The 22972-nt window shown below is 74.0% G+C and carries 18 protein-coding genes and 1 pseudogene; 10 read left to right on the top strand and 9 right to left on the bottom strand.

The window, feature by feature from the left end; translation table 11 throughout:
- Positions 1-96 (top strand): annotated as a pseudogene (locus tag ABZ951_RS17485) (serine dehydratase beta chain); the annotation flags it as partial.
- A gap of 56 nt (positions 97-152) precedes the next feature.
- On the opposite strand, the gene ABZ951_RS17480 reads toward ABZ951_RS17485, so the two are convergent.
- Genes ABZ951_RS17480 through ABZ951_RS17465 form a run of 4 tightly spaced genes read right to left on the bottom strand, consistent with a single transcriptional unit; the run spans position 153 to position 4446 of the window.
- Entirely contained in the window at positions 153-1388 is a 1236-nt protein-coding gene (locus ABZ951_RS17480) for a glycosyl hydrolase (RefSeq protein WP_344086866.1), read from the bottom strand.
- A 36-nt stretch (positions 1389-1424) separates the two neighbouring features.
- Complete coding sequence (locus ABZ951_RS17475; protein ID WP_344087069.1) at positions 1425-2210, bottom strand: carbohydrate ABC transporter permease; 786 nt, start codon at positions 2208-2210, stop codon at positions 1425-1427.
- Between the two features lie 44 nt (positions 2211-2254).
- On the bottom strand, positions 2255-3145 hold the full coding sequence (locus tag ABZ951_RS17470; protein WP_344086868.1) for a sugar ABC transporter permease: 891 nt from the start codon (positions 3143-3145) through the stop codon (positions 2255-2257).
- Positions 3142-4446, bottom strand: a complete 1305-nt coding sequence (locus ABZ951_RS17465) for a sugar ABC transporter substrate-binding protein (RefSeq protein WP_344086871.1) — start codon at positions 4444-4446, stop codon at positions 3142-3144. The genes ABZ951_RS17470 and ABZ951_RS17465 overlap by 4 nt, the downstream gene beginning before the upstream one ends.
- 233 nt (positions 4447-4679) lie before the next feature.
- On the opposite strand from ABZ951_RS17465, the gene ABZ951_RS17460 reads away from it, so the two are divergent.
- The 4 genes from ABZ951_RS17460 to ABZ951_RS17445 all read left to right on the top strand — a co-directional run bounded on the left by ABZ951_RS17460 (position 4680) and on the right by ABZ951_RS17445 (position 9248).
- On the top strand, positions 4680-5756 hold the full coding sequence (locus tag ABZ951_RS17460; RefSeq protein WP_344086874.1) for a LacI family DNA-binding transcriptional regulator: 1077 nt from the start codon (positions 4680-4682) through the stop codon (positions 5754-5756).
- Positions 5757-5902: 146 nt separating this feature from the next.
- Positions 5903-6901, top strand: a complete 999-nt coding sequence (locus ABZ951_RS17455; RefSeq protein WP_361280158.1) for an NADPH:quinone oxidoreductase family protein — start codon at positions 5903-5905, stop codon at positions 6899-6901.
- Positions 6898-8106 carry an acyl-CoA dehydrogenase family protein gene (locus tag ABZ951_RS17450; RefSeq protein WP_344086880.1) on the top strand — a complete coding sequence of 403 codons (1209 nt, stop codon included), beginning with the start codon at positions 6898-6900 and terminating at the stop codon, positions 8104-8106. Before ABZ951_RS17455 ends, ABZ951_RS17450 begins: the two co-directional genes overlap by 4 nt.
- A complete protein-coding gene (locus tag ABZ951_RS17445) occupies positions 8103-9248 on the top strand; it encodes an acyl-CoA dehydrogenase family protein (protein ID WP_344086883.1) in 1146 nt (381 codons plus the stop codon). The genes ABZ951_RS17450 and ABZ951_RS17445 overlap by 4 nt, the downstream gene beginning before the upstream one ends.
- Before the next feature lie 43 nt (positions 9249-9291).
- Here the strand turns inward: ABZ951_RS17445 and ABZ951_RS17440 are convergent, their stop codons facing one another.
- The 3 genes from ABZ951_RS17440 to ABZ951_RS17430 form a co-directional block, all read right to left on the bottom strand.
- Entirely contained in the window at positions 9292-10290 is a 999-nt protein-coding gene (locus ABZ951_RS17440; RefSeq protein WP_344086886.1) for a terpene synthase family protein, read from the bottom strand.
- 129 nt (positions 10291-10419) lie between these two features.
- The gene (locus ABZ951_RS17435) at positions 10420-12000 is read right to left on the bottom strand and encodes a prenyltransferase/squalene oxidase repeat-containing protein (protein WP_344086889.1); all 1581 of its coding nucleotides are present in this window, start codon (positions 11998-12000) and stop codon (positions 10420-10422) included.
- Positions 12001-12208: 208 nt separating this feature from the next.
- Positions 12209-13069: a maleylpyruvate isomerase N-terminal domain-containing protein gene (locus ABZ951_RS17430; RefSeq protein WP_344086892.1), complete on the bottom strand. Its 861-nt coding sequence runs from the start codon at positions 13067-13069 to the stop codon at positions 12209-12211.
- 244 nt (positions 13070-13313) lie between these two features.
- Between ABZ951_RS17430 and ABZ951_RS17425 the strand changes: the two genes are divergently transcribed.
- The 5 genes from ABZ951_RS17425 to ABZ951_RS17405 all read left to right on the top strand — a co-directional run bounded on the left by ABZ951_RS17425 (position 13314) and on the right by ABZ951_RS17405 (position 18476).
- On the top strand, positions 13314-14921 hold the full coding sequence (locus ABZ951_RS17425; RefSeq protein ID WP_344086895.1) for an ABC transporter substrate-binding protein: 1608 nt from the start codon (positions 13314-13316) through the stop codon (positions 14919-14921).
- A gap of 23 nt (positions 14922-14944) precedes the next feature.
- Positions 14945-15910, top strand: a complete 966-nt coding sequence (locus ABZ951_RS17420) for an ABC transporter permease (protein ID WP_344087072.1) — start codon at positions 14945-14947, stop codon at positions 15908-15910.
- The gene (locus tag ABZ951_RS17415) at positions 15903-16751 is read left to right on the top strand and encodes an ABC transporter permease (RefSeq protein WP_344086898.1); all 849 of its coding nucleotides are present in this window, start codon (positions 15903-15905) and stop codon (positions 16749-16751) included. The genes ABZ951_RS17420 and ABZ951_RS17415 overlap by 8 nt, the downstream gene beginning before the upstream one ends.
- Positions 16752-16918: 167 nt before the next feature.
- Complete coding sequence (locus tag ABZ951_RS17410) at positions 16919-17821, top strand: ABC transporter ATP-binding protein (RefSeq protein WP_344087075.1); 903 nt, start codon at positions 16919-16921, stop codon at positions 17819-17821.
- On the top strand, positions 17814-18476 hold the full coding sequence (locus ABZ951_RS17405) for an ATP-binding cassette domain-containing protein (RefSeq protein ID WP_344086901.1): 663 nt from the start codon (positions 17814-17816) through the stop codon (positions 18474-18476). The genes ABZ951_RS17410 and ABZ951_RS17405 overlap by 8 nt, the downstream gene beginning before the upstream one ends.
- Positions 18477-18492: 16 nt before the next feature.
- On the opposite strand, the gene ABZ951_RS17400 is transcribed toward ABZ951_RS17405, so the two are convergent.
- Both ABZ951_RS17400 and lysX read right to left on the bottom strand, forming a co-directional pair.
- Positions 18493-19446 (bottom strand): DMT family transporter, encoded by a 954-nt coding sequence (locus ABZ951_RS17400; RefSeq protein WP_344086904.1) that lies wholly within the window; start codon positions 19444-19446, stop codon positions 18493-18495.
- Between the two features lie 119 nt (positions 19447-19565).
- Positions 19566-22922, bottom strand: a complete 3357-nt coding sequence (gene lysX, locus ABZ951_RS17395) for a bifunctional lysylphosphatidylglycerol synthetase/lysine--tRNA ligase LysX (RefSeq protein WP_344086907.1) — start codon at positions 22920-22922, stop codon at positions 19566-19568.
- Between the last annotated feature and the right edge of the window lie 50 nt (positions 22923-22972).

Here is a 22972-nt window from a genome sequence, read left to right as displayed (position 1 = left end):
GCCACCGGCCACGGCCACGGCACCCCCAAGGCCGTCCTCCTGGGCCTGGAGGGGTACTCCCCGCGCACCGTCGACGTGGAGACCGCCGACGACGAGGGCAAGGCACAGCAGCTCGTCCAGGGCACCCCCCCCGAGTCCTGGACGGACCCGCCCTAAACCACCTGATCAATCGTCAGGACCTCCGTGATCCCGCGGGCCGCCAGATGGCCCGGATCATCCGCCCGCTGGGCCAGCACCGCGGCCGGCCGGGCCCCGCCGGCGGCCAGCCGCATCCACGCCTCGAAGTACGGCCCGCCCGGCTCGCACACCGCCCGCAGCGGCGCCTCCTCCTCGTCCCCCGCGTCCAGGACCAGCGCCGTCCGCCGGGGCTCCGGCGCCGCCGTGCCCGGGTGTTCCCGGACGAAGCGGGCGACCTCCTCGCCCGCGGGCTTGACGCGCCGGTCGTTGGTGAGCAGCCCCAGCCCGTACTCCAGCTCGGGGAAGTCCGCGAGTGCCCGGTCCACGTCGTGCGAGCACCACCAGGTGACCCCCCACACGCCCGGGCAGTCCAGCGCGTTGACGAGCGTCGCCCGGGTGAAGGCGGCCGCCTGCCCGGGGGCGATGTGCGGGGCGGGCGCCCCGACCTCCTGGAGCCACACCGGTCGGTCCGGGTCCGCCGCCCACGCCTTGGACAGTTCGACGAGGTACGCGGCGTGGTGCTCGGTGGCCGCCCCGGCCGGGCCGTGCCGCTGGGCGGTGCCGTTGAACACCCAGGAGTGCACGGCGGTCATGGCACCGAGCCGCGCCGAGTGGGCGGGGGTGAAGGGGTGGGAGCCGTCGTACCAGGCGGCGTCGTAGGAGGCGTGCAGATGCGCGCGCCCGGGCGCCGCCTCCTCGCACGCGTCCAGCATCCGGCGCAGCCAGCCCTCCGCCTGGCCGGGCCCGATCCGGTCGGGGTCGGGGTGCGGGGCGCCGGAGAACTGGTTGATCTCGTTGCCGACCGTCATCCCCAGGAAGTGGGGCCGGTCCGCGAGGGCGCCGGCGAGGGCCGCGAGGTACTCGGCCTGCGCCTCGGTGACGTCCGGGTCGGTGAAGAGGTTGCGGCGGTGCCAGGTCGTGGTCCAGGAGGGCACGAAGTCGAAGCTGGAGAGGTGGCCCTGGAGCCCGTCGACGCTGACGTCGAGCCCGCGTTCGCCGGCCGCGTCGACGAGCGCCACGAGCTGCTCGACGGCGCGCGGCCGGATCAGGGTGCGGTTGGGCTGGAAGAGCGGCCAGAGAGGGAAGACGCGGATGTGGTCCAGGCCCAGGGCGGCGATGGAGTCGAGGTCGGCGCGGATGTCGTCCGGGTCGAAGTCGAGCCAGTGGTGGAACCAGCCGCGCGTGGGGGTGTAGTTGACGCCGAAGCGCATACGGGTTGTCCCTTCGGGCGTGGGGAGCGGGGCGTCTCAGCCCTTGACGGCGCCTTCACCGGCCCCGCGGAAGAAGTACCGCTGCAGGCAGGCGAACATCACGACGAGCGGGGCGACGGCGATGATCGTGCCCGCGGCGACCAGGCGCGGGTTCTGCTGGAACGTGCCGTGCAGGAAGTTCAGGCCGACGGTCAGGGTGAAGTTCTCCGCGTCGGAGAGCACGATCAGCGGCCACAGGAAGTCGTCCCACGCCCCCATGAACGCGAAGATCGCGACGACGGCGAGGGTGCCGCGCACCGACGGCAGCGCGACGCGGACGAACCGCTGCCACACGTTCGCCCCGTCGATGACGGCCGCCTCCTCGATCTCGTACGGGAGGTTCGCGAAGGCGTTCCGCATCAGCAGCACGTTGAGCGCGCCGACGGCACCGGGCAGGACGACGGCGGTCAGGGTGTTGTTGAGCTGGAGGTCGCGCATCATGGTGAACTGCGCGATGACGATGGACTCCAGGGGCACGAGCAGCGCCGCGACGAAGGCCAGCCCCGCCGCCTTCCGGCCGCGAAAGCGCAGCCGGGCCAGCGCGTACCCGGCCATGGAGGCGCCGACGAGGTTGGTGAGCACATTGGCGACGGCGACCTTGAGCGAGTTCAGCGCGTAGTCCCACACGGGGATGATGTCCGCGACCCCCGCGTAGTTGGCGAGCGTGGGGTGCTCGGGCAGGAAGGCGGGCGGGTAGGTGTAGATGTCCTCGGTGGTGCTCTTGAACGAGGTCGACAGCTGCCAGAGGAACGGGCCCACGGTCAGGGCCAGCACGGCCAGCATCAGCAGATAGCGCACGGCCCGCTCCCGGGCGGACGTCCGCGTGGTCACCTCTCCTCCTTGCGGCCGGCGCGCAGCACCAGCAGCATCAGCAGCAGCGCGACGGCGAAGACGACGAGGGAGAGGGCGGAGGCGTAGCCGACCCGCCCGTTGAGGCCCGTACCGGTCCGCTGGACGAGCATGACGAGCGTGGTGTCCTGCCCGGCCGGGCCGCCCGTGGGGCCCGCCAGCAGATAGACCTCGGAGAAGACCTTGAAGGCCGCCACGGACGACAGCGCGCCGACGAGCACCATGGTGGAGCGCACCGCGGGAACGGTGACGCTGACGAAGCGGCGTACGGGGCCGGCCCCGTCGACCGCGGCGGCCTCGTGCAGCTCAGGGGGGACGTTCGCCAGCGCCGCCAGGTAAATGACCATGTAGTAGCCGAGGCCCTTCCACACGGTCAGCGCCATGGCGCTGAACAGCAGCAGCCACTCGTCCCCGAGGAAGGCGACGGGCCCGGCGCCCAGGAAGCGCAGGATGCCGTTGACCAGCCCCCGGTCGTCGAGCATCCAGCCCCAGATCAAGGCCACCACGACGACGGAGGCGACGACCGGGGTGTAGAACGCGGACCGGAAGAAGGCGACCCCGGGCAGCCGCTTGTGGACCAGCAGCGCGAGCAGCAGCGGCAGCAGCACGGTGAAGGGCACGACCAGCAGCACGTAGAGACCGCTGTTGCGCAGGGCCACCCAGAACTGTTCGTCCTCCAGCATGGCCCGGAAGTTCCGCAGCCCCACCCAGTGGCCGGGATCGAGGGTGCGGGCGTCGGTGAACGCCTTGTGAACGGTGGTGAGGAAGGGGTAGAGGTTGAAGGCGGTGACGATCCCGAGGCCGGGCAGCAGGAACAGCCAGGGGCTGGCCGCCCGGTGGGTCCGGACCCGGGCCGCGGGCTGCCTCACGGCTGCCGGCTCTGCGCGAGGAGCTTGTCGCTCCGCGCCACGGCGTCGTCGAGCGCCCGTTGTGGCGACTTCTTGCCCTGGAGGGCCTTGGCCACCTCGTTCTTCAGGACCACCTTCATCTCGTCGCTCATCACCACGGGCGTGTAATTGACCGCGCCCTTGAGCATCTTCGCCGAGGCCACCCGGACCCGGCCCTCGTCCGTGCCGTCGTCCTTCGTCCAGTACGGATCCTCCAGCGACCCCTTGGTGCTGGGGAAGACGGCGACCTTGTGCGCGAACGCCTCCTGGTGCTTCCGGTCCGTGACGAAATGCGCGAAGGCGATAGCCGCCGCCTTGTGCTTGCTGCGGCTGTTGACGCCCAGCCCCATCACGTACATGTTCGGCTTGCCGTTGTTGTTCGGGGCGTCGGTGATGCCGAGATTGCGGTAGAGGCCCGGCGCGCTCTTCCGGAACGTCCCCAGGTCATTCGCGCCGCCCGGATTCATGGCGACCTTCTGCTCCAGGAACCGCTGGCCCGCCTTCTCGGGGGTATTGGTCAGCGCCTGCGGATCGAGACCGCCGCGGTCGTGGAGCTCCTTGTACCGGGTGAGCAGTTCGACGCCCTTCGGCTCGTTGTACGTGAACCGGGTCGCGTCCTCGTTCATCAACCGCACCCCGTACCGGCCGAAATCCTCCACGGCCGGGGTCCCCGCGAGGGTGGCCGTCTTTCCCCCGGACTTCTCGGCCATGGTCCGGGCGGCGGCGAACAGCTCGTCGTAGGTCTTCGGGGGCTTCTCCGGATCCAGGCCGGACTGCCGGAAGAGGGCCTTGTTGTAGAAGAGCGGGCCGGTGTTCAGGTACCAGGGAAAGGCGTACGAACCGTCCAGCCCCGGCAGGGTGTTGCCCTGCCACGCCTCCGCGGTGTATTCGCCCTTGAACTTCGCCGCGGCCGGCGTCCGGTCCAGGTTCAGCAGCATCCCGGCCTTGGCCAGGGGATAGGACAGGTCGGGGGAGACATTGACGACATCGGGCAGGGTGCCGGCGGCGGCGTCCGCGCTGAGCTTGTCGGCGTAGTTCTCGGCCGGCTGGTCCAGCCACTTGACGTCGACGTCCGGGTGCTCGTTCTCGAAATCCCGGACCAGGCCGTCGAAGTAGTCCTTGAATTTGCCGCGGAGATTCCAGGTCTGAAAGGTGATGCTGCCCTTGGCCCTGCCGTCCGCCCCGCCGCCCGGGTCGTCCCCGCCGGAGCCGCAGGCGGAGAGCAACAGGGCGGACACGAGAAGCGGGGCGGTGACGGCAGCGGCTCTGCGGGACGGAGGCATGACCGGTGAACTCCTTCGGTAGGACCGCGGCGACGGGGGAAGACCGCGGAGAAGAGGAGGAGCGCAATAGAAACTGCACCCGCGCCGGGGTGAAGTCAATACTTCCGCCACGGACTAATGCGCTTTAGTCTGCTGCGAGTTGCCCGCGGCTCAAGCGCTTCGGTACGGCCTCGCGGAGGGCGGGGAGCCGCTTCAGTCCGGCCTCGCGGACTGCGGGGAGCAGGGGGAGAGCCATGCGCCGCACGCCGGCCCGCCGACCGACGATGAAGGACATCGCGCGCCGCGCGGGCGTCTCCGAGAGCGCCGTGTCCTTCGCCCTCAACGACCGCCCGGGCGTCTCGGAGGCCACCCGCGCCCGGGTCCGCCGCGTCGCCGAACAGCTCGGCTGGCAGCCCAGTGCCGCCGCCCGCGCCCTGTCCGGCGAGGGCTCCGCCACCGTCGGGCTCGTCCTCGCCCGGCCCGCCCGCACCCTGGGCGTCGAGTCGTTCTTCCTCCAGCTCGTCTCGGGCGTCCAGGAAGCGCTCGCCGGCCGCCGGCTCGGGCTGCTCTTCCAGGTCGTGGAGGACATCGACGCCGAGTGCGCCGTCTACCGCCGCTGGTGGGCCGAGCGCCGCGTCGACGGCCTGCTGGTCGTCGACCCCCGTGCCGCGGATCCCCGGCCGGCCCTGCTGGACGGGCTGGGCCTGCCCGCCGTGGTCATCGGCGCGCCGGCCGGACCGGAACCGGACGGCCCGGCCCACGGGGCGATCTCCAACCTCTGGGCCGACGACACCGGCGCGATGGCATCCGTCGTCGGCCACCTCCACGGCCTCGGGCACCGCCGCATCACGCACATCGCCGGCCTGCCCGAACTCGCCCACACCCGGCGCCGGATGGCCTGCCTGCGCGCCGAGGCCGCCCGCCGCGGCCTGCCCGACGTCACCTCGGTGACCACCGACTACTCCGACGCGCAGGGGGCGGAGGCGACCCGCCGGGCGCTGGCCGCGCCGCACCCGCCGACCGCGATCGTCTACGACAACGACGTGATGGCCGTGGCGGGCCTGTCCGTCGCCGCGGAGCGCGGCGTGCCCGTCCCCGGCGAACTCTCCCTCGTCGCCTGGGACGACTCGGTGCTGTGCCGCAGCACGCACCCCGCACTCACGTCACTGGTCCGCGACACGTCCGCCTTCGGCCGGCGCGCGGCCGAGGAGCTGATCGCCTTGCTGGACGGCGGCCCGGCCCGCCGCGTCCAGGACGCGACGCCGCGCCTGGCGACCCGCGAGTCGACGGCGCCACCGGGCGCGCGGCCTCCCCGCCCCTCCGGCGCTTGAGGAGGCTCGTCACGGTGCCGGGCGTGCCCCGCGCGATCCGGCCCTGGCGGGGAGGCCGAACGGCCTTGCGGCAAACCCTGTTCCCCGGCCTTAGCAACCGCTTAGTATGCGTCCGGAACCGCTGACATCCTCACCGTGGAGGCCCCATGAAGGCATGGCGAGTGCACGAGAACGGCGAACCCCGGGCCGTGATGCGCCTCGACGAGGTGCCCGATCCCACCCCCGGCCCCGGCGAGCTCCTCCTCGGGGTCCGGGCGGCGAACGTCAACTTCCCCGACGCGCTGCTGTGCCGGGGCCAGTACCAGGTCCGGCCCCCGCTGCCCTTCACCCCCGGACTGGAGCTGTGCGCGGAGATCCTCGCCCTCGGCGACGGCGCGCGAGGGACCGTGGGCGCCCGCGTCCTCGCCCAGCCGGCGCTCCCGGCGGGCGGCTTCGCCGACCGCACGGTCGTCGACGCCCGGACGGTGTTCCCCGCCCCCGAATCCCTGGACGACGCCGAGGCGGCCGCCCTGCACGTCGGATACCAGACCGGCTGGTTCGGCCTGCACCGCCGGGCCCGCATCCAGCCCGGCGAGACGCTGCTCGTGCACGCGGCGGCCGGCGGCGTCGGCACCGCCGCCGTCCAGCTCGGCAAGGCCGCCGGCGCCACGGTCATCGGCGTCGTCGGCGGCGAGGAGAAGGCCCGCATCGCCCGCGAGGTCGGCTGCGACGTGGTCGTCGACCGCCGCACCGACGACGTGATCGCCGCCGTCAAGGAGGCCACCGGGGGCCGCGGCGCCGACGTCGTCTACGACCCCGTCGGCGGCACCGCGTACACCCAGTCCACCAAGTGCGTCGCCTTCGAAGGCCGCATCGTGGTCGTCGGCTTCGCCAGCGGCACCATCCCCAGCGCCGCCCTCAACCACGCCCTGGTGAAGAACTACACCATCCTCGGCCTGCACTGGGGCCTGTACAACACCAAGGACCCGGAAGCCGTCCGCACCTGCCACGACGAGCTGACCAAGCTCGCGGCCCGCGGCGCGGTCAAGCCGCTCGTCAGCGAACGCGTCCCGCTGGAAGGGGCCGCCGACGCCGTCCAGCGCGTCGCCGACGGCACCACCACCGGCCGCGTGGTCGTCGTCCCCGCCCAGGAGGCAGCCCGGTGAACACCCCCGACACCACCACCGGCGGCACGGACGCGGCCGGCCTGCGCGAGCGCGTCGCCGCCCTCCTCGCCTCCCACGACCCCGCCACCACCCCCCGCCAGGACTTCCTGCGGGCCCGCTTCGACGCCGGGCTCGCCTGGATCCACTTCCCCGAGGGGCTCGGCGGGCTCGGCGCGCCGCGCTCCCTCCAGCCGGTCGTCAACGCCGCGCTCGAAGAGGCGGGCGCCCCCGACAACGACCCCCGCCGCATCGGCATCGGCCTCGGCATGGCCGCCCCCACCGTCCTCCAGTACGGCACCGCCGAACAGCAGCGCCGCTTCCTGCGCCCGCTGTGGACCGGCGAAGAGGTCTGGTGCCAGCTCTTCAGCGAACCGGGAGCGGGCTCCGACCTGGCCGCCCTCGCCACCCGCGCCGTGCGCGACGGCGACGACTGGATCGTCGACGGCCAGAAGGTGTGGACCTCCAGCGCCCACCTGGCCCGCTGGGCGATCCTCCTGGCGCGCACCGACCCCGCCCTGCCCAAGCACCAGGGCCTCACCTACTTCGTGTGCGACATGACCGACCCCGGCGTCGAGGTGCGCCCGCTGCGCCAGATCACCGGCGAGGCCGAGTTCAACGAGGTGTTCCTCACCGGCGTACGGATCCCCGACGCGCACCGCCTCGGCGCGGTCGGCGAGGGCTGGCGCGTCGCGCAGACCACCCTGATGAACGAGCGGGTGGCCATCGGCGGCACCCCCGTGCCCCGCGAGGGCGGCATGATCGGCATCGTCGCGGACACCTGGCGCGAGCGCCCCGAGCTGCGCACCCACGACCTCCACCAGCGGCTGCTGAAACTCTGGGTGGACGCCGAGGTCGCCCGCCTCACCGCCGAACGCCTGCGCCAGCAGCTCCGGCTCGGCCGGCCCGGCCCCGAGGGCTCGGGCATGAAGCTCTCCTTCGCCCGCCTCAACCAGGACATCAGCGGACTGGAGGTGGAACTCCTGGCCGAGGACGGCCTGACCTACGGCGACTGGACCATGACCCGGCCCGAACTCGTCGACTTCACCGGCCGCGACGCCGGCTACCGCTACCTGCGGGCCAAGGGCAACTCCATCGAGGGCGGCACCTCCGAAGTCCTGCTCAACATCATCGCCGAGCGCGTCCTCGGGCTGCCGCCCGAGCCCCGCACCGACAAGGACCGCCCCTGGAAGGACCTGCCCCGATGACCCCGTCCCAAGCGGCACCGGACCTCCTCCACTCCGAGGCCGAGGAGGACCTGCGGGCGGCCGTGCGCTCCCTGCTCACCGACCGCGGCGCCCCCGCCTCCGTCCTCGCCGGCGCCGAGAGCGGCCGCCCCCACGACCCGGACCTGTGGCAGGCCCTCGCCACCGGCATGGGCACGGCCGGCCTCCTCGTCCCCGAGAAGCTCGGCGGGCAGGGCGCGAGCGCCCGCGAGAGCGCCGTCGTCCTGGAGGAGCTGGGCCGCTCCGTCGCCGCCGTGCCCTACCTCACCAGCGCCGTCCTGGCCGTGAGCGCCCTGCTCGGCTGCGACACCGCGCGCGAGGAGGTCGCCGGCCCGCTCGCCGCCCTCGCCGGCGGCCACCGGGTGGGCGCGCTCGCCGTCCCCCTTCCCACCGCGCCCGGCACGCACCTCGCGCCGGCCGTACGGGCCGAGCCCACCGGCACGGGCCGGGCCCTGCTCAGCGGCGAGATCACCGCCGTCGCGGGCGCGCCCGGCGCCGACCTCCTCCTCGTCCCCGCCGACAGCGGCCTCTACGCGGTGGACACCGGCGCGGAGGGCGTCCGGATCGCCTCCCTCACCCCGCTCGACCTCACCCGCCCCCTCGCCCGCGTCACCCTCACCGGCGCCCCGGCCACCCTCCTCGCCGAAGCCGACCGGGCCCGCGCCGCCGTCGAGACCGCCCTGCTCACCGGAGCCGGCCTGCTGGCCTCCGAACAGCTCGGCCTCGCCGAGTGGTGCCTCGCGGAAACCGTGCGCTACACCGGCGAACGCCACCAGTTCGGCCGCCCCGTCGGCTCGTTCCAGGCGCTCAAACACCGCCTGGCGGCCCTGTGGCTGGACGTCGCCTCGGCCCGCGCCGCGGCCCGGGGCGCCGCCGACGCCCTGGCCACCGGCGCGCCCGACACCGCGATCGCGGTGGCGGTGGCCCAGTCGTACTGCGCCGAGGTCGCGGTACGGGCGGCGCAGGAGTGCGTCCAGCTGCACGGCGGCATCGGCATGACCTGGGAACACCCGGCCCACCTCTACCTCAAGCGCGCCAAGGCGGACGAAACGGCCCTGGGCACCCCGGGCCGCCACCGTCAGGCCCTGGCCGCGCTGGCCGACCTCCCGGCTCCCCCGCCCTGACGCGCACCCGGCGGCGGGAGCAGGAGGCCGGCTCCCGCCGCCGTCAGCCGGGATCCGGCGGGGGAGCGAGGTCGAAGAGCCGGTGCACGGGCGCCAGTTCCCCCGCGCGGTCGGGGTCGGCGCGGGTGTAGCGGTCGACCTGGTGGTAGTAGTCGTAGCAGCCCCGGACGAAGTGCGCGTAGGCGGCGGCACACGTCAGCACGTCCGCGCGGGCCCGCCCGCCCACCCCGGCGGCCGCCAGCTGGCCGGGCAGCGCCTCCCGGGCCGCGGCCATCCGCTGCGCGCAGTCGCCCAGCAGACCCGCGAGCCGGTCGACGGCGTCCTGCAGACCGCGCCGCTCATGGTGCTCGATCAGCAGCACCGCGTTGTGGAAGACGCCCACCGAACGGTCCTTGGCGACCGACCACAGGTCGTTGTTGAGCCCCGTGTACTCCGCCGCGGCGTGGCGCAGCTCCACCAGAGCCGGCAGGTGCCGCACCGTCTCGGGCAGGTCCACGCCCGCACCGGACTCGGCCAGCGTGAGGAACATGTAGGCGCCGACCCCGCGGGCCCGCTGGCGCCGGTAGGCGGCGAGCGGGGGGTAGTGCTCCGCGGCCCGGTCGACGGTGTCCTCGTAGTAGGACCAGAACCACCCCTCCACGTCCCGGCGGAACGTCCGGCACCAGCTCGGCGACCGCCGGCGCAGCAGGTCGCTCCAGACGTCGGCCAGGGCGCGGGTGGCCGGCGTCCGGCCCGGCTCCCCGTCCAGGACCCGCAGGAGGGACAGCAGGGCGGCCTCGCAGCGGGTGGCGTCACGGCCGTCCGGGCCGTCGTCGAACTCGTCGTCCATGATGAACGTCCAGTGCAGCCACCGGGCGAGCCGGGCCAGCGCCCCCCGGCTCGCCGTCGGATAGGCCATGGCGGTGGTCAGCGTGATCCGGGCCCGGCGCAGATTGCGCCGGGACGCCGGGGACTGACAGATGCCGTAGGCGTCCAGCCACGACCAGACAGCGGCGTCGGCCTCGGCCAGGAACGGGCTGGGGGCGTGCGGGGGGACGGGCATGCACGGGTCCGGGACGGCGATGCCGTCCATTCCGCAGGGCGACGGGCGCCGTGCCGTTCCTTCTTCTTTTCCTGTCGCTCGCACACGCTTCCTCTCGTCGTCGGGTCGGAAGGCCGTGCTGCCGCCCGGTCAGCGGCGCGGGGGCGGACCGCCCCCGGCGGGCTGCCGGGCGGTGAGGGCGGCCAGGGCGTGGATGCTCGCCAGGGCCGGGACCTCGTAGGGGATGGGACGCGGACCGACCTGGTCCGGGGGGCCGGAGTAGCTGCCGTCGGCCTGCTGGGCGGCGACGAGCCAGGCCCGGCCGCGCGCCACGGCCGGGCCCGCGACCGGCCCGGCGGGGAGCCCGAGGGGGGAGGTGAGGGCCGCGACCGCGCGGGCGGTACTGATCACGTCGCTGGCGGTGCGCGGCGCCTGCCCCCAGCCTCCGTCGGGGTTCTGGGTGCGGCGCAGCCGGGCGACCGCCCGCCGCAGGGCCTCGCCGACGCGCGGTGCGAGGGACGGGGCCAGGGCGGCCGGCAGACCGGTGAGCGCGTGCACGGCCCGCTCGATGACGCTGGACTCGCTGATGGTCCAGCTCCGGGGCCACGTCCCGTCGCGGCACTGCTGGTCGAGGAGGCACACGGCGGCACCCTCCAGGACGGCGCCCTCCGGCGGGCGCCCGGGGCTGAGGGCGATCAGGGCGCCCGCGGTCATCTCGGCCTCGGGCGGGTCACCGGGCCGGTACGTGGGGAACCCGCCGCGGGCGCCGGCCATGCCGCAGAGCTGGGCCTCCCCCAGGGCGAGGTGCGCCGCGTACCGGCCGGGGTCCGCCGCGCGCAGGAACTCCAGGCACACGGCCGTGGAGTCCACGTCGGTCTGGTGCACCCCCGAGGCGTAGGGCCAGCCGCCGTCCGGCCGCTGGGCGGCCGCGACGAAGTCGCCCATCCGCCGGACGGTGCGGTACCCGTAGCAGGCCCGCGCGAGGACCAGGCCGGCCTTGGCGGTGAGGAAGACGTCATGGCTGTCGGTGAAGGGGAGCCCGCCGTCGGCGTTCTGACGGGACGCCAGCACCCGCAGCCCCTCACCGACCTGCCGGTCGTCGGGGCGCAGGGCGTGCAGCGCGTGCAGCGCGAGCAGGTGCACCAAGAGGTTCCCCTCCCAGATGTCGCGGGTGCTCCCCGCACGCATCAGCCACCGCAGCTCGCCGAGCTCGCCGGCGGGCACCTGCGCCGCCTGGCCGGTACCGTGGGCGTGCAGGACGCGGGTGGCGAGGAGAGCGAGCCGGGTCCAGGTGGCCACCCGGTCGGGGTGCGGCAGGGGGGCCGCGGCGACGCGCCGGTCGTACGGCAGGACCCCGCACAGGGCGAGACACGTGCTGAGCAGGGCTCGTTTGCGGGCCCCGGTGAAGTGGTCGAAGGTCCGCAGCCGGGCGGCGGCGGTGGCGCGTCCGCCGTCGGTGAGGGTGCCGAGCGCGGCCGCGGCGAGCAGGGGCTGCCAGCCGTCCGTGGCGGAGGCGCCCCGGAGATAGCGGACGAGGCGGGCGGTCTCCGCGCCGGGGGAGCCGTGCTTGCGCACGAGGGCGAGGAAGAGCGCGGATTCGAGGATCCGGCTGTCACACCGCCCGGCCAGGGCGCCGTCGGGACCGACGAGCGTCCCGAGGTGCCGCACGAGCCGGTGCCGGCAGGCGAAGGCGCTCTGCCGTGCCCGCCCTAAGGGAACGTCGAGGGTCATGCGACCTCCCGGTCGGTTGACGGCGTGTCCTTTCATCAGTAGACATGCCGACTCTTCCTGGGAAGGTCTCGCGGTCGGGCGCAATGGCGTACCGGGAGTGCGGGAGGCCCTCGAAGGACACGGGCGTGTTCCCCGCGCCGTACCGACTGCCCGGACGGGGTATTGACGCGGGCGGCAGGGGCAGAGGGCCGGGCGCTCGGACACCGGGTCAGGGGCCGGCGATGAGCCGGCTGAGCCGGGGGGCGAGCCACGGCTTGCGGCCGCCCGCCCTGATCCCGCCGCGCGCGATCACCTTCCACAGCGGTGCGCGCCGGAACGCGACGAGGAGGAACGCGTCCGGCGCCGCCGAGATCCGGCAGTCGTAGGCCCGGGGAGGCGCGTCGCGGGTCACCGTGGCCACCCCGTCGCCGATGACGACCGCCAGCCGCGGACCGCCCCGGACGGCGAGGTCGAACGCGATCCTGACCCCGCGGGCCCGCACCGGGTCCAGGGCGAGCGGCATCATGGCCGGCATCGACTGGCCGATCACCAGCCGCGCCTCCTCGGGGCCGATCGTCCACGGCAGCCGGGCGCCGCGCGCGATGTCGAGGCCGTGGAGCAGGCTCTCGCTGAGCACCAGCCCGGTGGCCGCCGCCAGCGTCAGCACCATCCGCTCCCCGTACCAGGGGGTGACGACGGGGGAGTCCGGTGCCAGCCCCTCGGTGGCGCGCAGGAACGCCTCGCCCCGCTCGGCGACGAAGTCGCCGAGCCCTCTGCGCCCGTCCGCGTCGAACAGCCCGATGGCCTTGGCGTTCACGGCGGTGATCCGGTCGATGAACGGGCCGTCGCCGGGCGGCAGGACGCTCTCCCAGTCCACGAACTCCTGGGTGAAGGCGGAACAGTACGCCAGATACACGGCGCCCACGTGCGCGCCGACATCCCCCACGGTCCACACCGGCACCCCGGAGGGCGCCTCCAGGTCGGGCACCTCCCGCAGCAGCCGCGCCAGCCGCGGGACGGCGGCCCGCAGCGCGGCCCGGGTCTTCTCGTGCTCGACGACAGGATCCGACCTGCTCCCGGCAACGCTCACGTCACCCTCCTGGCTGCGGACGGGCGCACAGATTACCGCCGGGTACCGAAAAGGGATACGACCTGGACAAGGCTGCCCGGTATGGGCGTCATGGCTCCCCGTTCGGCTCCCAGAACCCCACACCCGCGCCTGCCTCACCCCCCTGACCTGCGCAAACCCCACCCCAACCCATGGCCACTCCTTTACGTGCTGTTTAATTGCGAGAGGTTCGCAACAACAGGTGATCGTGAGTAGAGGTGCAGGCATGACGGCCCGGTCCGTACGGGGAATGGCCGCCACGGCCATGGCAGGCGTTCTGGCGGCAGGCGCGGCGGCCTGTTCGACGCCCGGGAGCGACGGCCGGGGGGCGAGCGGTGTCAAGGACTCCCTCGTCGTCGGCCTCGCCAACGAGCCCGAGACCCTCAGCCCCCTGCTCGGCTACGGCAAGGACGGCAACTCCAAGATCTTCGACGGGCTGCTCCGCCGCGACGCCGGCATGAAGCTCCGGCCCGCCCTCGCCGCCGCCCTCCCCACTGTCGCCGACGACGGCAAGACGTACACCTACAAGCTCCGCCAGGGGGTGAAGTTCAGCGACGGCAAGCCCTTCACCGCCAAGGACGTCGTCTTCACCTACCGGACCATCCTGGACGAGAAGACCAACAACGCCGCCAAGGGCGAGCTCGACGCCATCGACAAGGTGACCGCCGCCGGCGACGACACCGTCGTCTTCACCCTCAAGTACCCCTACGCGCCCTTCGCCGAGCGCACGGTGCTGCCCATCGCCCCCGAGCACGCGGCCAAGGGCCAGGACGTCAACACCGGCGCCTTCAACACCAAGCCGACCGGCACCGGCCCGTACGTCCTCACCGGCTGGTCCAAGGGCGAGAAGCTCACCTTCAAGGCCAACCCGGACTACTGGGGCGGCGAGCCCGCCGTCAAGAAGCTCACCATGGCGATCATCCCGGACGACGACGTCCGCGCCACCCGGCTGCGCTCCGGCGACCTGGACGGCGCCATCCTCCCGCCCAACCTCGCCCGGGGCTTCAAGAACAACAAGGCCAAGGTCACCCTCACCGCCCGCACCACCGACTTCCGCGGCGTGACCCTGCCCACCGCGAACAAGGTCACCGGCGACCTGGCCGTCCGCCGCGCCCTCGACCTCGCCGTCGACCGCAAGGCCATGGTCGACAAGCTCCTCGAAGGCGCGGGCAAGGCCGGCTACGGCCCCGTCCCCACCGACAGCGAGTGGTTCGCCAAGGGCACCGAGCGCCCGTACGACCTCGACAAGGCCAAGAAGCTCCTCGACGACGCGGGCTGGAAGCCCGGTGACGACGGGATCCGGGAGAAGGACGGGCAGCGCGCCAAGTTCACCCTCTGGTTCCCCGCCGGTGACAAGCTCCGCCAGGAGCACGCGCTCGCCTACGCCTCCGATGCCAAGAAGGCCGGCATCAAGATCGAGGTGCAGAGCGGCACCTGGGAGGTCATCGAGCCGCGCATGAAGGACGACGCGGTGCTCGCCGGCGGCGGCAACCCGGCCGACCCCGACTTCGACCTCTACAACCTCCTGCACTCCTCCCTCGCCCTCGACGGCTTCAACAACATGGCCGCCTACTCCGACCCCGAGGTCGACAAGGCCCTGGAGGACGGCCGGCGCAGCGGCGACCCGAAGGCCCGCAAGGCCGCCTACGGCAAGGTCCAGCGCGGCCTCGCCGACAACCCCGGCTACACCTTCCTCACCCACGTCGACCACGTCTACGTCATGAACGACAACTGGCAGGACGTCACCACCCAGATCGAGCCCCACGACCACGGCCTCGGCGCCGGTCCCTGGTGGAACGTGGAGTCCTGGCAGCCGAAGCAGCCGAAGAAGTGAGCGCCCGGCTCCCCTGGGGGCCGATGGCACGCATGGCGGGCCGGCGGCTGCTGGCCGCCGTCCCCGTGCTCGCCGTCGTGACCTTCGGCGTCTTCGCCATCGCCGCCGCCTCGCCCTTCGACCCGGCCAAGGCGTACGCCGGCGACGCGGGTCTCGGCGCGGGCCGGGGGGTCCTCGACCAACTGCGCGAGAACCTCGGCGCCGACCGGCCCTTCGCCGCCCGCTGGTGGGACTGGATCACCGCCGCCCTCACCGGCGACCTGGGCGACTCCAGCACCCTGCGCCAGCCCGTCGCGGACGTCATCGGCGAACGCATCGGCTGGTCCGTCCTCCTGTGCGCCGTCGCCTTCACCCTGGCCGTCACCGTCGGCACCGCACTCGGCGTCCTCGCCGCGCGCCGCCGCGGCGGCCTCCTCGACCGGGCCGTCACCTCGCTGTCCTACGCGCTCGAAGCGGCACCGCCCTTCTGGCTCGGCCTCCTCGCGATCTGGTTCTTCGCCCTGAGGCTCGACGCGCTCCCGGCCGGCGGCCTCACCGACACCGGCACCGACGTCGCCACCGCGGGCCAGGTCGCCTCCCACGTCCTGCTCCCCGCCGCCGTGCTCGCCGTCTCCCAGCTCCCGTGGTTCGTGCTCTACGTGCGCCAGGGCGTCGGCGACGCCCTGGACGAGGACCCCGTCCGCGGCGCCCGCGCGCGGGGCCTGAGCGAGCGGACCGTCCTGCTGCGGCACGCCCTGCGCTCCGGGCTGCTGCCCGTCCTCACCCTCATCGGCTCGCGCGTCCCCGAACTGATCACGGGCGCGCTGCTCGTGGAAACCGTCTTCAGCTGGCCCGGCATCGCCTCCGCGACCGTCGAGGCCGCCACCAAGGTGGACTTCCCCCTGCTCGCGGCCCTGACCGTGCTCGCCACGGCCGCCGTCCTGGTGGGCAACCTGCTGTCTGACCTGCTGTACGGGCTGGCCGACCCGAGGGTGGGCTTCGATGGCTGACACCCTCCGGCACCCCCGCGCGTCCCACCGCAAGCTCCGCCTCTCCGGCGCCCTGGTCCTGGCCGTCGCCCTCGTGGCCCTGCTCGTCCCCGTCCTCTTCCCGCTGGACGAGCAGGCCGTCGACCTGGGCGCCAAGCTGCTGCCGCCGTCCTGGGCCCACCCCTTCGGCACCGACGAGGTGGGGCGCGACCTGCTGCTGCGCTGCGTCCACGGCCTGCGGGTCTCCCTGCTCGTCGGCCTCGTCGCCGCGCTCGCCGCGACCGTCGTCGGCACGGCGGTCGGCGCGCTCGCCGGTGCGCTGGGCGGCTGGGCCGACCGGGTGGTGATGCGGGTCGTGGACCTGTTCTCCTCCGTGCCCCACCTGCTGCTCGGCATCTTCGTCGTCGCCATGTTCCGGCCCGGCGTCTGGCCGGTGATCGCGTCCGTCGCGCTCACCCACTGGCTGTCGACCGCCCGCATCGTGCGGGCCGAGGTCCTCTCGCTGCGCTCCCGCCCGTACATCGACGCGGCCGTCGCCGGCGGCTCGTCCCGGTGGCGCGTCACCGTCCGCCACCTGCTGCCCGGCGTCCTGCCGCAGGCGGGCCTCGCGGCGGTCCTGATGGTCCCGCACGCCATCTGGCACGAGTCGGCCCTGTCCTTCCTCGGCCTGGGCCTGCCCACCCACCAGGCGAGCCTCGGCAACATGGTGCAGGCCGCCCGCGGCTCCCTGCTGGCCGGCGACTGGTGGCCGACGCTCTTCCCCGGCCTGTTCATCATCGTCCCCACCCTCGCGATAGCGGGCCTGGCGGGCGCCTGGCGCGACCGCCTCAACCCCCGCCGCCGATCGGAGCTGACGCTGTGACGCACCGGCCCGCGCGAGACGCGAAAACCTCGGCCCACGGCCTCGCCGCCCCCGGGCCCACGGCGGACGCGGCGCCCGTCCCCGCCGATCCCGCGCCGCAGGACCCCGGCACCGCCGCCCCCGCCGAGCCCGTCCTCTCGGTCCGTGACCTCTCCGTCCGCTTCCGGATGCGCGGCGGCCGCGACATCGCCGCCGTCTCCGACGCCTCCTTCGACCTGCGGCCCGGGGAGTGCCTCGCCCTCGTCGGCGAGAGCGGCTGCGGCAAATCCGTGCTCGCCTCCGCGCTGCTCGGCCTGCTGCCCCGCAACGCCACGACCGCCGGACAGGCGCTCGCCGGCGGCATCGACCTCCTCGCCGCCGACGAGCGGACCCTCGCCCGCACCGTGCGCGGCCGCCGCGTCGGGCTCGTCCCCCAGAGCCCCTCGGCGCACCTCACCCCCGTGCGCACCGTGCGGTCACAGCTGCGCGAGACCGTGCGGGAACTGACCGGCGCCCGCAAGACCGCACTGCGCCAGGCCACCGAGGCCGCCGCCGAGCGGGCGGCGTTCCCCGCCGACCACCTCGACCGCTACCCCCACCAGCTCTCCGGCGGCCTCGCCCAGCGCGCCGCCACCGCACTCGCCCTCGTCGGCGACGCACCCCTGCTGCTCGCCGACGAACCGACCACCGGCCTCGACCGCGACCTCGTCGACCGCACCGTCGACGAACTGCGCCGCCACGCGGACGCGGGCCACGCCCTGCTGATGATCACCCACGACCTCGCGGCGGCCGAGCGCATCGCCGACCGCGTCGCCGTGATGTACGCGGGCCGCGTCGTCGAACTCACCGACGCCCGCGCCTTCTTCGGCACCCCCGGCCCCCGCCACCCCTACGCGCGCGGGCTGCTCGACGCCCTGCCCGAGCGGGCCTTCGCCCCCATCCCCGGCATGCCCCCCGAACTCGGCGACCTCCCCGAGGGCTGCGCCTTCGCCGCCCGCTGCGCGCGGACGACCTCCGCGTGCGGGACGCTCCCGGCCCTGGACGCCGGGACTGCCTGTCACCACCCGCACGAGGAGGCCCCGCGTGCTTGAGCTCGACCGGATCACCGCCGGCTACGACCGGCGCGCGCCCGTCGTCCGTGAAGTGTCACTGACCATCGCGGCGGGCGAGGCCGTGGGCCTCCTCGGCCCCAGCGGCTGCGGCAAGTCGACCCTGGCCCGGGTGGCCGCGCTGCTGCACCGGCCCGACACCGGCACGGTCGTCATCGACGGGGAGCCCGCACGAGGCTGGCGCCACCGGGCCCCACGGGCCCAGCGCACGGCCTTCGGGGTGGTCTTCCAGCAGCCCCGCCTCTCGGCCGACCCGCGCATGCGCCTCGCCGACCTGATCGCGGAGCCCCTGCGGGCCACCGGCCGGCGGACCGGGGCGGACGCCGTGGCGGGGGAGTCGGCCCGGCGCGTCGGGCTCTCCGGAGAACTGCTGCGACGGCGCCCGCACGAGGTCAGCGACGGACAGCTGCAACGTGCCTGCCTGGCCAGGGCCCTGATCCTGCGGCCCCGCTGGCTGGTCTGCGACGAGATGACGGCGATGCTCGACGCCTCGACGACGGCCGCGCTCGTCGGCGTCGTGGAGGAGTACCGCGCGGAGACCGGCGCCGGCCTGCTGGCCGTGGGCCACGACCGCACGCTGCTCGGCCGCTGGTGCGACCGCACCGTGCGCTGGGACGACCTGACGGGCACCCCTTAGCGGCGGCCCCGGCCCCTCAGCGGCGGCCTCCGGCCACCAGTTCCCGCTCGGGCGGCGCGACGGACTCCGCGGCGTCCGGGCGGGCGACCGGCGCGGGGGCCGCCCGGCGGATCGTGGCGACGGCGACACCCGCCAGGACCAGCAGCCCGCCGAGCACGGCACTCCGCGCCGGGACGTTCCCGAGCAGCACCGCGTCCAGGGCGAGGGCGGCGACGGGCACGGCGTACAGCACCAGCGACGCGGTGGACGCGGACGTCGCCCGCAGGGTGCGCGACCACGTCCAGAACGCCAGGGCGGTGCAGCCCAGCCCCAGCCACAGGACCGCCGCCGTGCGGTGCGGGTCGGCGGCCGCGACGTCGGCCACGGCGCCCGGCGCCATCGGCAGCAGCGGAATCAGCCCGAAGAGGCTCCCGTAGAAGACGCACTCGGCACCCGAGTACGTCTTCAGCAGCGGCTTCTGCAGGGCGAACGACGTCGCCTGGGTCGCGGCCGCGGCCAGGACCATCAGCGCTCCCACGACCGAACCGCTCCCGCCGCCCGAGGTGACCGCGACCAGGAGCGCACCACCGAGGGCCACCCCCAGCCCGGCCAGTCCGCGCCGCCCGGGGCGGTCACCGAGGAACGCCATGCCGAGGGCGGTGGTGAAGACGGGGGAGGCGGCGATCAGCATGGCCGCCGTACCGGCGTCGACGCTCTCCTCGCCCGCGCACAACAGCACTTGATAGGCCGTCATACCCGTGAGACCGAAAGCCGCCATGCGCAGGGCGTCCTGGCGCCGCAGCGGCCCTATGCGCCCCAGCACCAGACAGGGCACGAGCAGCACCACCGTGACGGCGATCCGCAGGAGCGCGATCGAGGCCGGTGCGTAGTCGGGCAGCGCGAACTGGATCGCGGTGAACGCCGACCCCCACAGCACCGCCGTGGCCGCCATCGGGAGCCACGGGGCCGCCACGCGCTGTGCCGCTGTCATAGAAGAACACCACCAGCTCGGTCAGGGACTGAGCTTTCAAATTAACAACGCCGGATCTATAAGGCAAATAATGCATTCTATACATAAACCAAAGGAAACCTTTTAGGGCGGGCCTTCCTTCAGCGCTTTCGCACCAGCGGGAACGGAAGGGTCTCGCGGATCGACAGACCGGTCAGGAACATCACCAGCCGGTCCACCCCGATTCCCAGCCCGCCCGTCGGCGGCATCGCGTACTCCAGGGCCCGCAGGAAGTCCTCGTCCAGCTCCATCGCCTCCGGGTCCCCACCGGCCGCCAGCAGCGACTGCGCGGTCAGCCGGCGCCGCTGCTCGACCGGATCGATCAGCTCCGAGTACGCGGTGCCCAGCTCCGTACCGAAGGCCACCAGGTCCCAGCGCTCGGCGACCCGCGGGTCGGCGCGGTGCGGCCGGGTGAGCGGTGAGACGTCGGTGGGGAAGTCCTTGTAGAAGACCGGCGACTGCGTCCGCTCCTCCACCAGCCGCTCGTACATCTCCAGCACGATGTCCCCGCGCCCGTGGTCCGGCTTGTGCGGCACCCCCGCCGCGTCGCAGTGCCGGCGCAGCACCCCGGTGGGGGTATCCGCGCCGACCTCCTCACCGAGCGCCTCCGAGAGCGCCCCGTACACGGTCTTCACCGGCCACGGGCCCGAGATGTCGTGCTCGGCGAGCTTGCCGCCGGCGTCGGCCCGCAGGGCGACCTGCGCGCCGTGGGCGGCCTCGGCCGCGCACTGGATCAGCTCGCGCGTCAGGTCCAGCATCACGTCGTAGTCCGCGAACGCCTGATACGCCTCCAGCATGGTGAATTCGGGGTTGTGCTTGTAGGAGACGCCCTCGTTGCGGAACGTCCGCCCCATCTCGAAGACCTTCTCCATGCCGCCCACGCACAGCCGCTTCAGGTAGAGCTCGGGCGCGATCCGCAGGTACAGGTCCAGGTCGTAGGCGTTGATGTGGGTGGTGAACGGGCGGGCGTTCGCGCCGCCGTGGATCTGCTGGAGCATCGGCGTCTCGACCTCCAGATAGCCCCGGTCGAGCAGCCCCTGCCGCAGCGCCTGCACGGCCGCGCTGCGGGCCCGTACCGTCTGCCGGGCCTCCGGTGAGACGGCGAGGTCCACGTACCGCATCCGGACCCGCGCCTCCGGGTCGCTCAGGCCGTGCCGCTTGTCGGGCAGCGGGCGCAGACACTTGGCGAGCATCCGGCTGCGGGCCACGAACACCGTCAGCTCGCCGAGGTCGGTGGTGCCCACCTCGCCCTCCGCCTCGATGTGGTCACCGAGGTCCACCTGGGCGGCGAAACGGCGCAGGCACGCGGCCCCCGCCCCGTCGCGCGTGAAGGTGAGCTGGAGGTCGCCCGACCAGTCGCGGAGCACGGCGAACGCGACCCCGCCGTGGTTGCGGACCAGCATCACCCGCCCGGCGACGGTCACTCGCGCGCCCGTACGGGCCGCCGGCGGCAGCCCCGCGTGCGCCGCCCGGACCGCGGCGAGGGTATGGGTGCGACGGGCGTCCACCGGGTACGGGTCGACGCCCTGCTCCCGCAGCCGGTCCAGCTTCCGCCGCCGCACCCGCACCTGCTCGGGCAGCCCGGCCGCCCCGCCCTGCTCCGCCGCCTCCCCGGCACCGGCCGGGCAGCCGAGCTCCGACAGCGGGGGCAGCCCCGCCGTGGACGAGGGCACGGCCATCCCCCGGGCCCGTCCCCTGCTCCACAGCCGGCCCAGGCTCGGCACCGCGACGAAGCCCTCCGCGATCCCGGCGGCCAGGCCGATCCGGGCGAGCGCCCCGGTATCGGCGTAGCACAGGAACCGCGGGTGCCACTCGGGGTTGTACTTCACATTCGAGCGGTACAGCGCCTCCAACTGCCACCACTTGGAGAAGAACAGCAACAGCCGTCGCCACAGCCGCAGCACCGGCCCCGCGCCGATCCGCGCGCCCTCCTCGAACGCGGCACGGAAGACGGCGAAGTTCAAGGAGATGCGCTTGATCCCGAACTGCCCGGCCTGCGCGCACAGCTGGGCGACCATGAACTCCATCACGCCGTTGGGCGCGGCCCGGTCGCGGCGCATCACGTCCAGGGAGACCCCGTCGCGCCCCCACGGGACGAACGACAGCAGCGCGATCATGTTCCCTTCGCTGTCGAACGCCTCGACCAGCAGGCAGTCCCCGTCGGCGGGATCGCCCAGCCGTCCCAGCGCCATCGAGAAGCCGCGCTCGGTCTCGGTGTCCCGCCAGGCGTCGGCCCGCCGGATGACCTCGCCCATCTCCTCGTCGGAGAGCGCGGCGTGCCGGCGGACGCGGGTCGTCGCGCCCGTGCGCTCCACCCGGTTGACGGCCTGCCGGGTCACCCGCATCTCCCGGCCGTCGAGGTCGAACGCGGCGACCTGCAAAATCGCCTCGTCGCCCAGTTGCAGCGCGCTCAGACCCGCGCGCGCGTACGCCCTGGCGCCGATCTCGCCGGCCCCCATCACCGCCGGCTGCCAGCCGTACCGGCCCGCGAGCCGCAGCCACGCGTCGATCGCCGGGGCCCACGCCTCGGGATCGCCGAGCGGGTCGCCGGAGGCCAGGCACACCCCGGCCTCGACCCGGTAGGTGACGGCCGACTTCCCGCTCGGGGAGAAGACCACGGCCTTGTCGCGGCGGGTCGCGAAGTAACCCAGTGAGTCCCGGCCCCCGTAGCGGCCGAGGAGCGCGCGGATCCGCGGCTCCTCGTCGTCGTGCAGCGCCGCTTCCATCCGCTGCGAACGGAACAGCGTCATCGCGGCGTTGAGCAGCGCGAGCGCGCCCAGCAGGCCGAGCAGGAAGTACACCCACTGCGGCGGGTGCCCCGTGAAGTGCCGGCCGCTGACGAGCCCGCCGCAGACCTTGTTGGCGACGAACAGCAGCCGGTTGGCGCCGCCGCGCTCCAGCGAGCCGGGGAACAGCGCCACCAGACCCCAGCCCACCAGGGTGGCGACGGCGAGACCCGCCACCAGCACCAGCAGGGCCCGCAGGAACGCGCCGCGCCGCGACGACGCGTAGAACTCCCGGCGGGCCAGGACCAGCAACGTCATCGCGGCGACACACAGCACCAGCGACGGGATCGTGTCCCAGTAGCCGACGGCCAGCAGCAGCGCGTCCGCGACCAGCAGCAGGGTGAGGTAGCCGAGGACGAACCACAGCGTGACCCGCTTGCGGGCCGCCATCGCCGCGGCGAGCAGCAGCAGGAACACGGCGTACGCGAGGTTCGGCGCGGTGGGCACCGTCAGCGTGTCGAACGTGGTCGTCACCGGGTGCACCGCGCGCCGCAGCGGCCCGATCAGGGCGGTGAGCGCACAGAAGAGGCCCAGCAGGGCGAAGAAGATCGCGAACCCGTTGGGCACCCGGTGCAGCAGCCGGGCCCACGCGGTGTCCGGCGCGCCGCCCTCCCGGCCGTCCCGCGCCCCCACCGCCGGGGCCTGCTGTGGTTCCGGGGCTGTGCGGCTCATTCCGTCAGCCTAGGCAGGAGGCGCCCCGCCTGCGCGCCGAGCGCGCCGCG

Source organism: Streptomyces sp. NPDC046215 (assembly GCF_040646215.1).
Taxonomy (GTDB): Bacteria; Actinomycetota; Actinomycetes; order Streptomycetales; family Streptomycetaceae; genus Streptomyces; species Streptomyces stramineus.
This window is presented reverse-complemented; position numbering and strand designations above follow the sequence as displayed.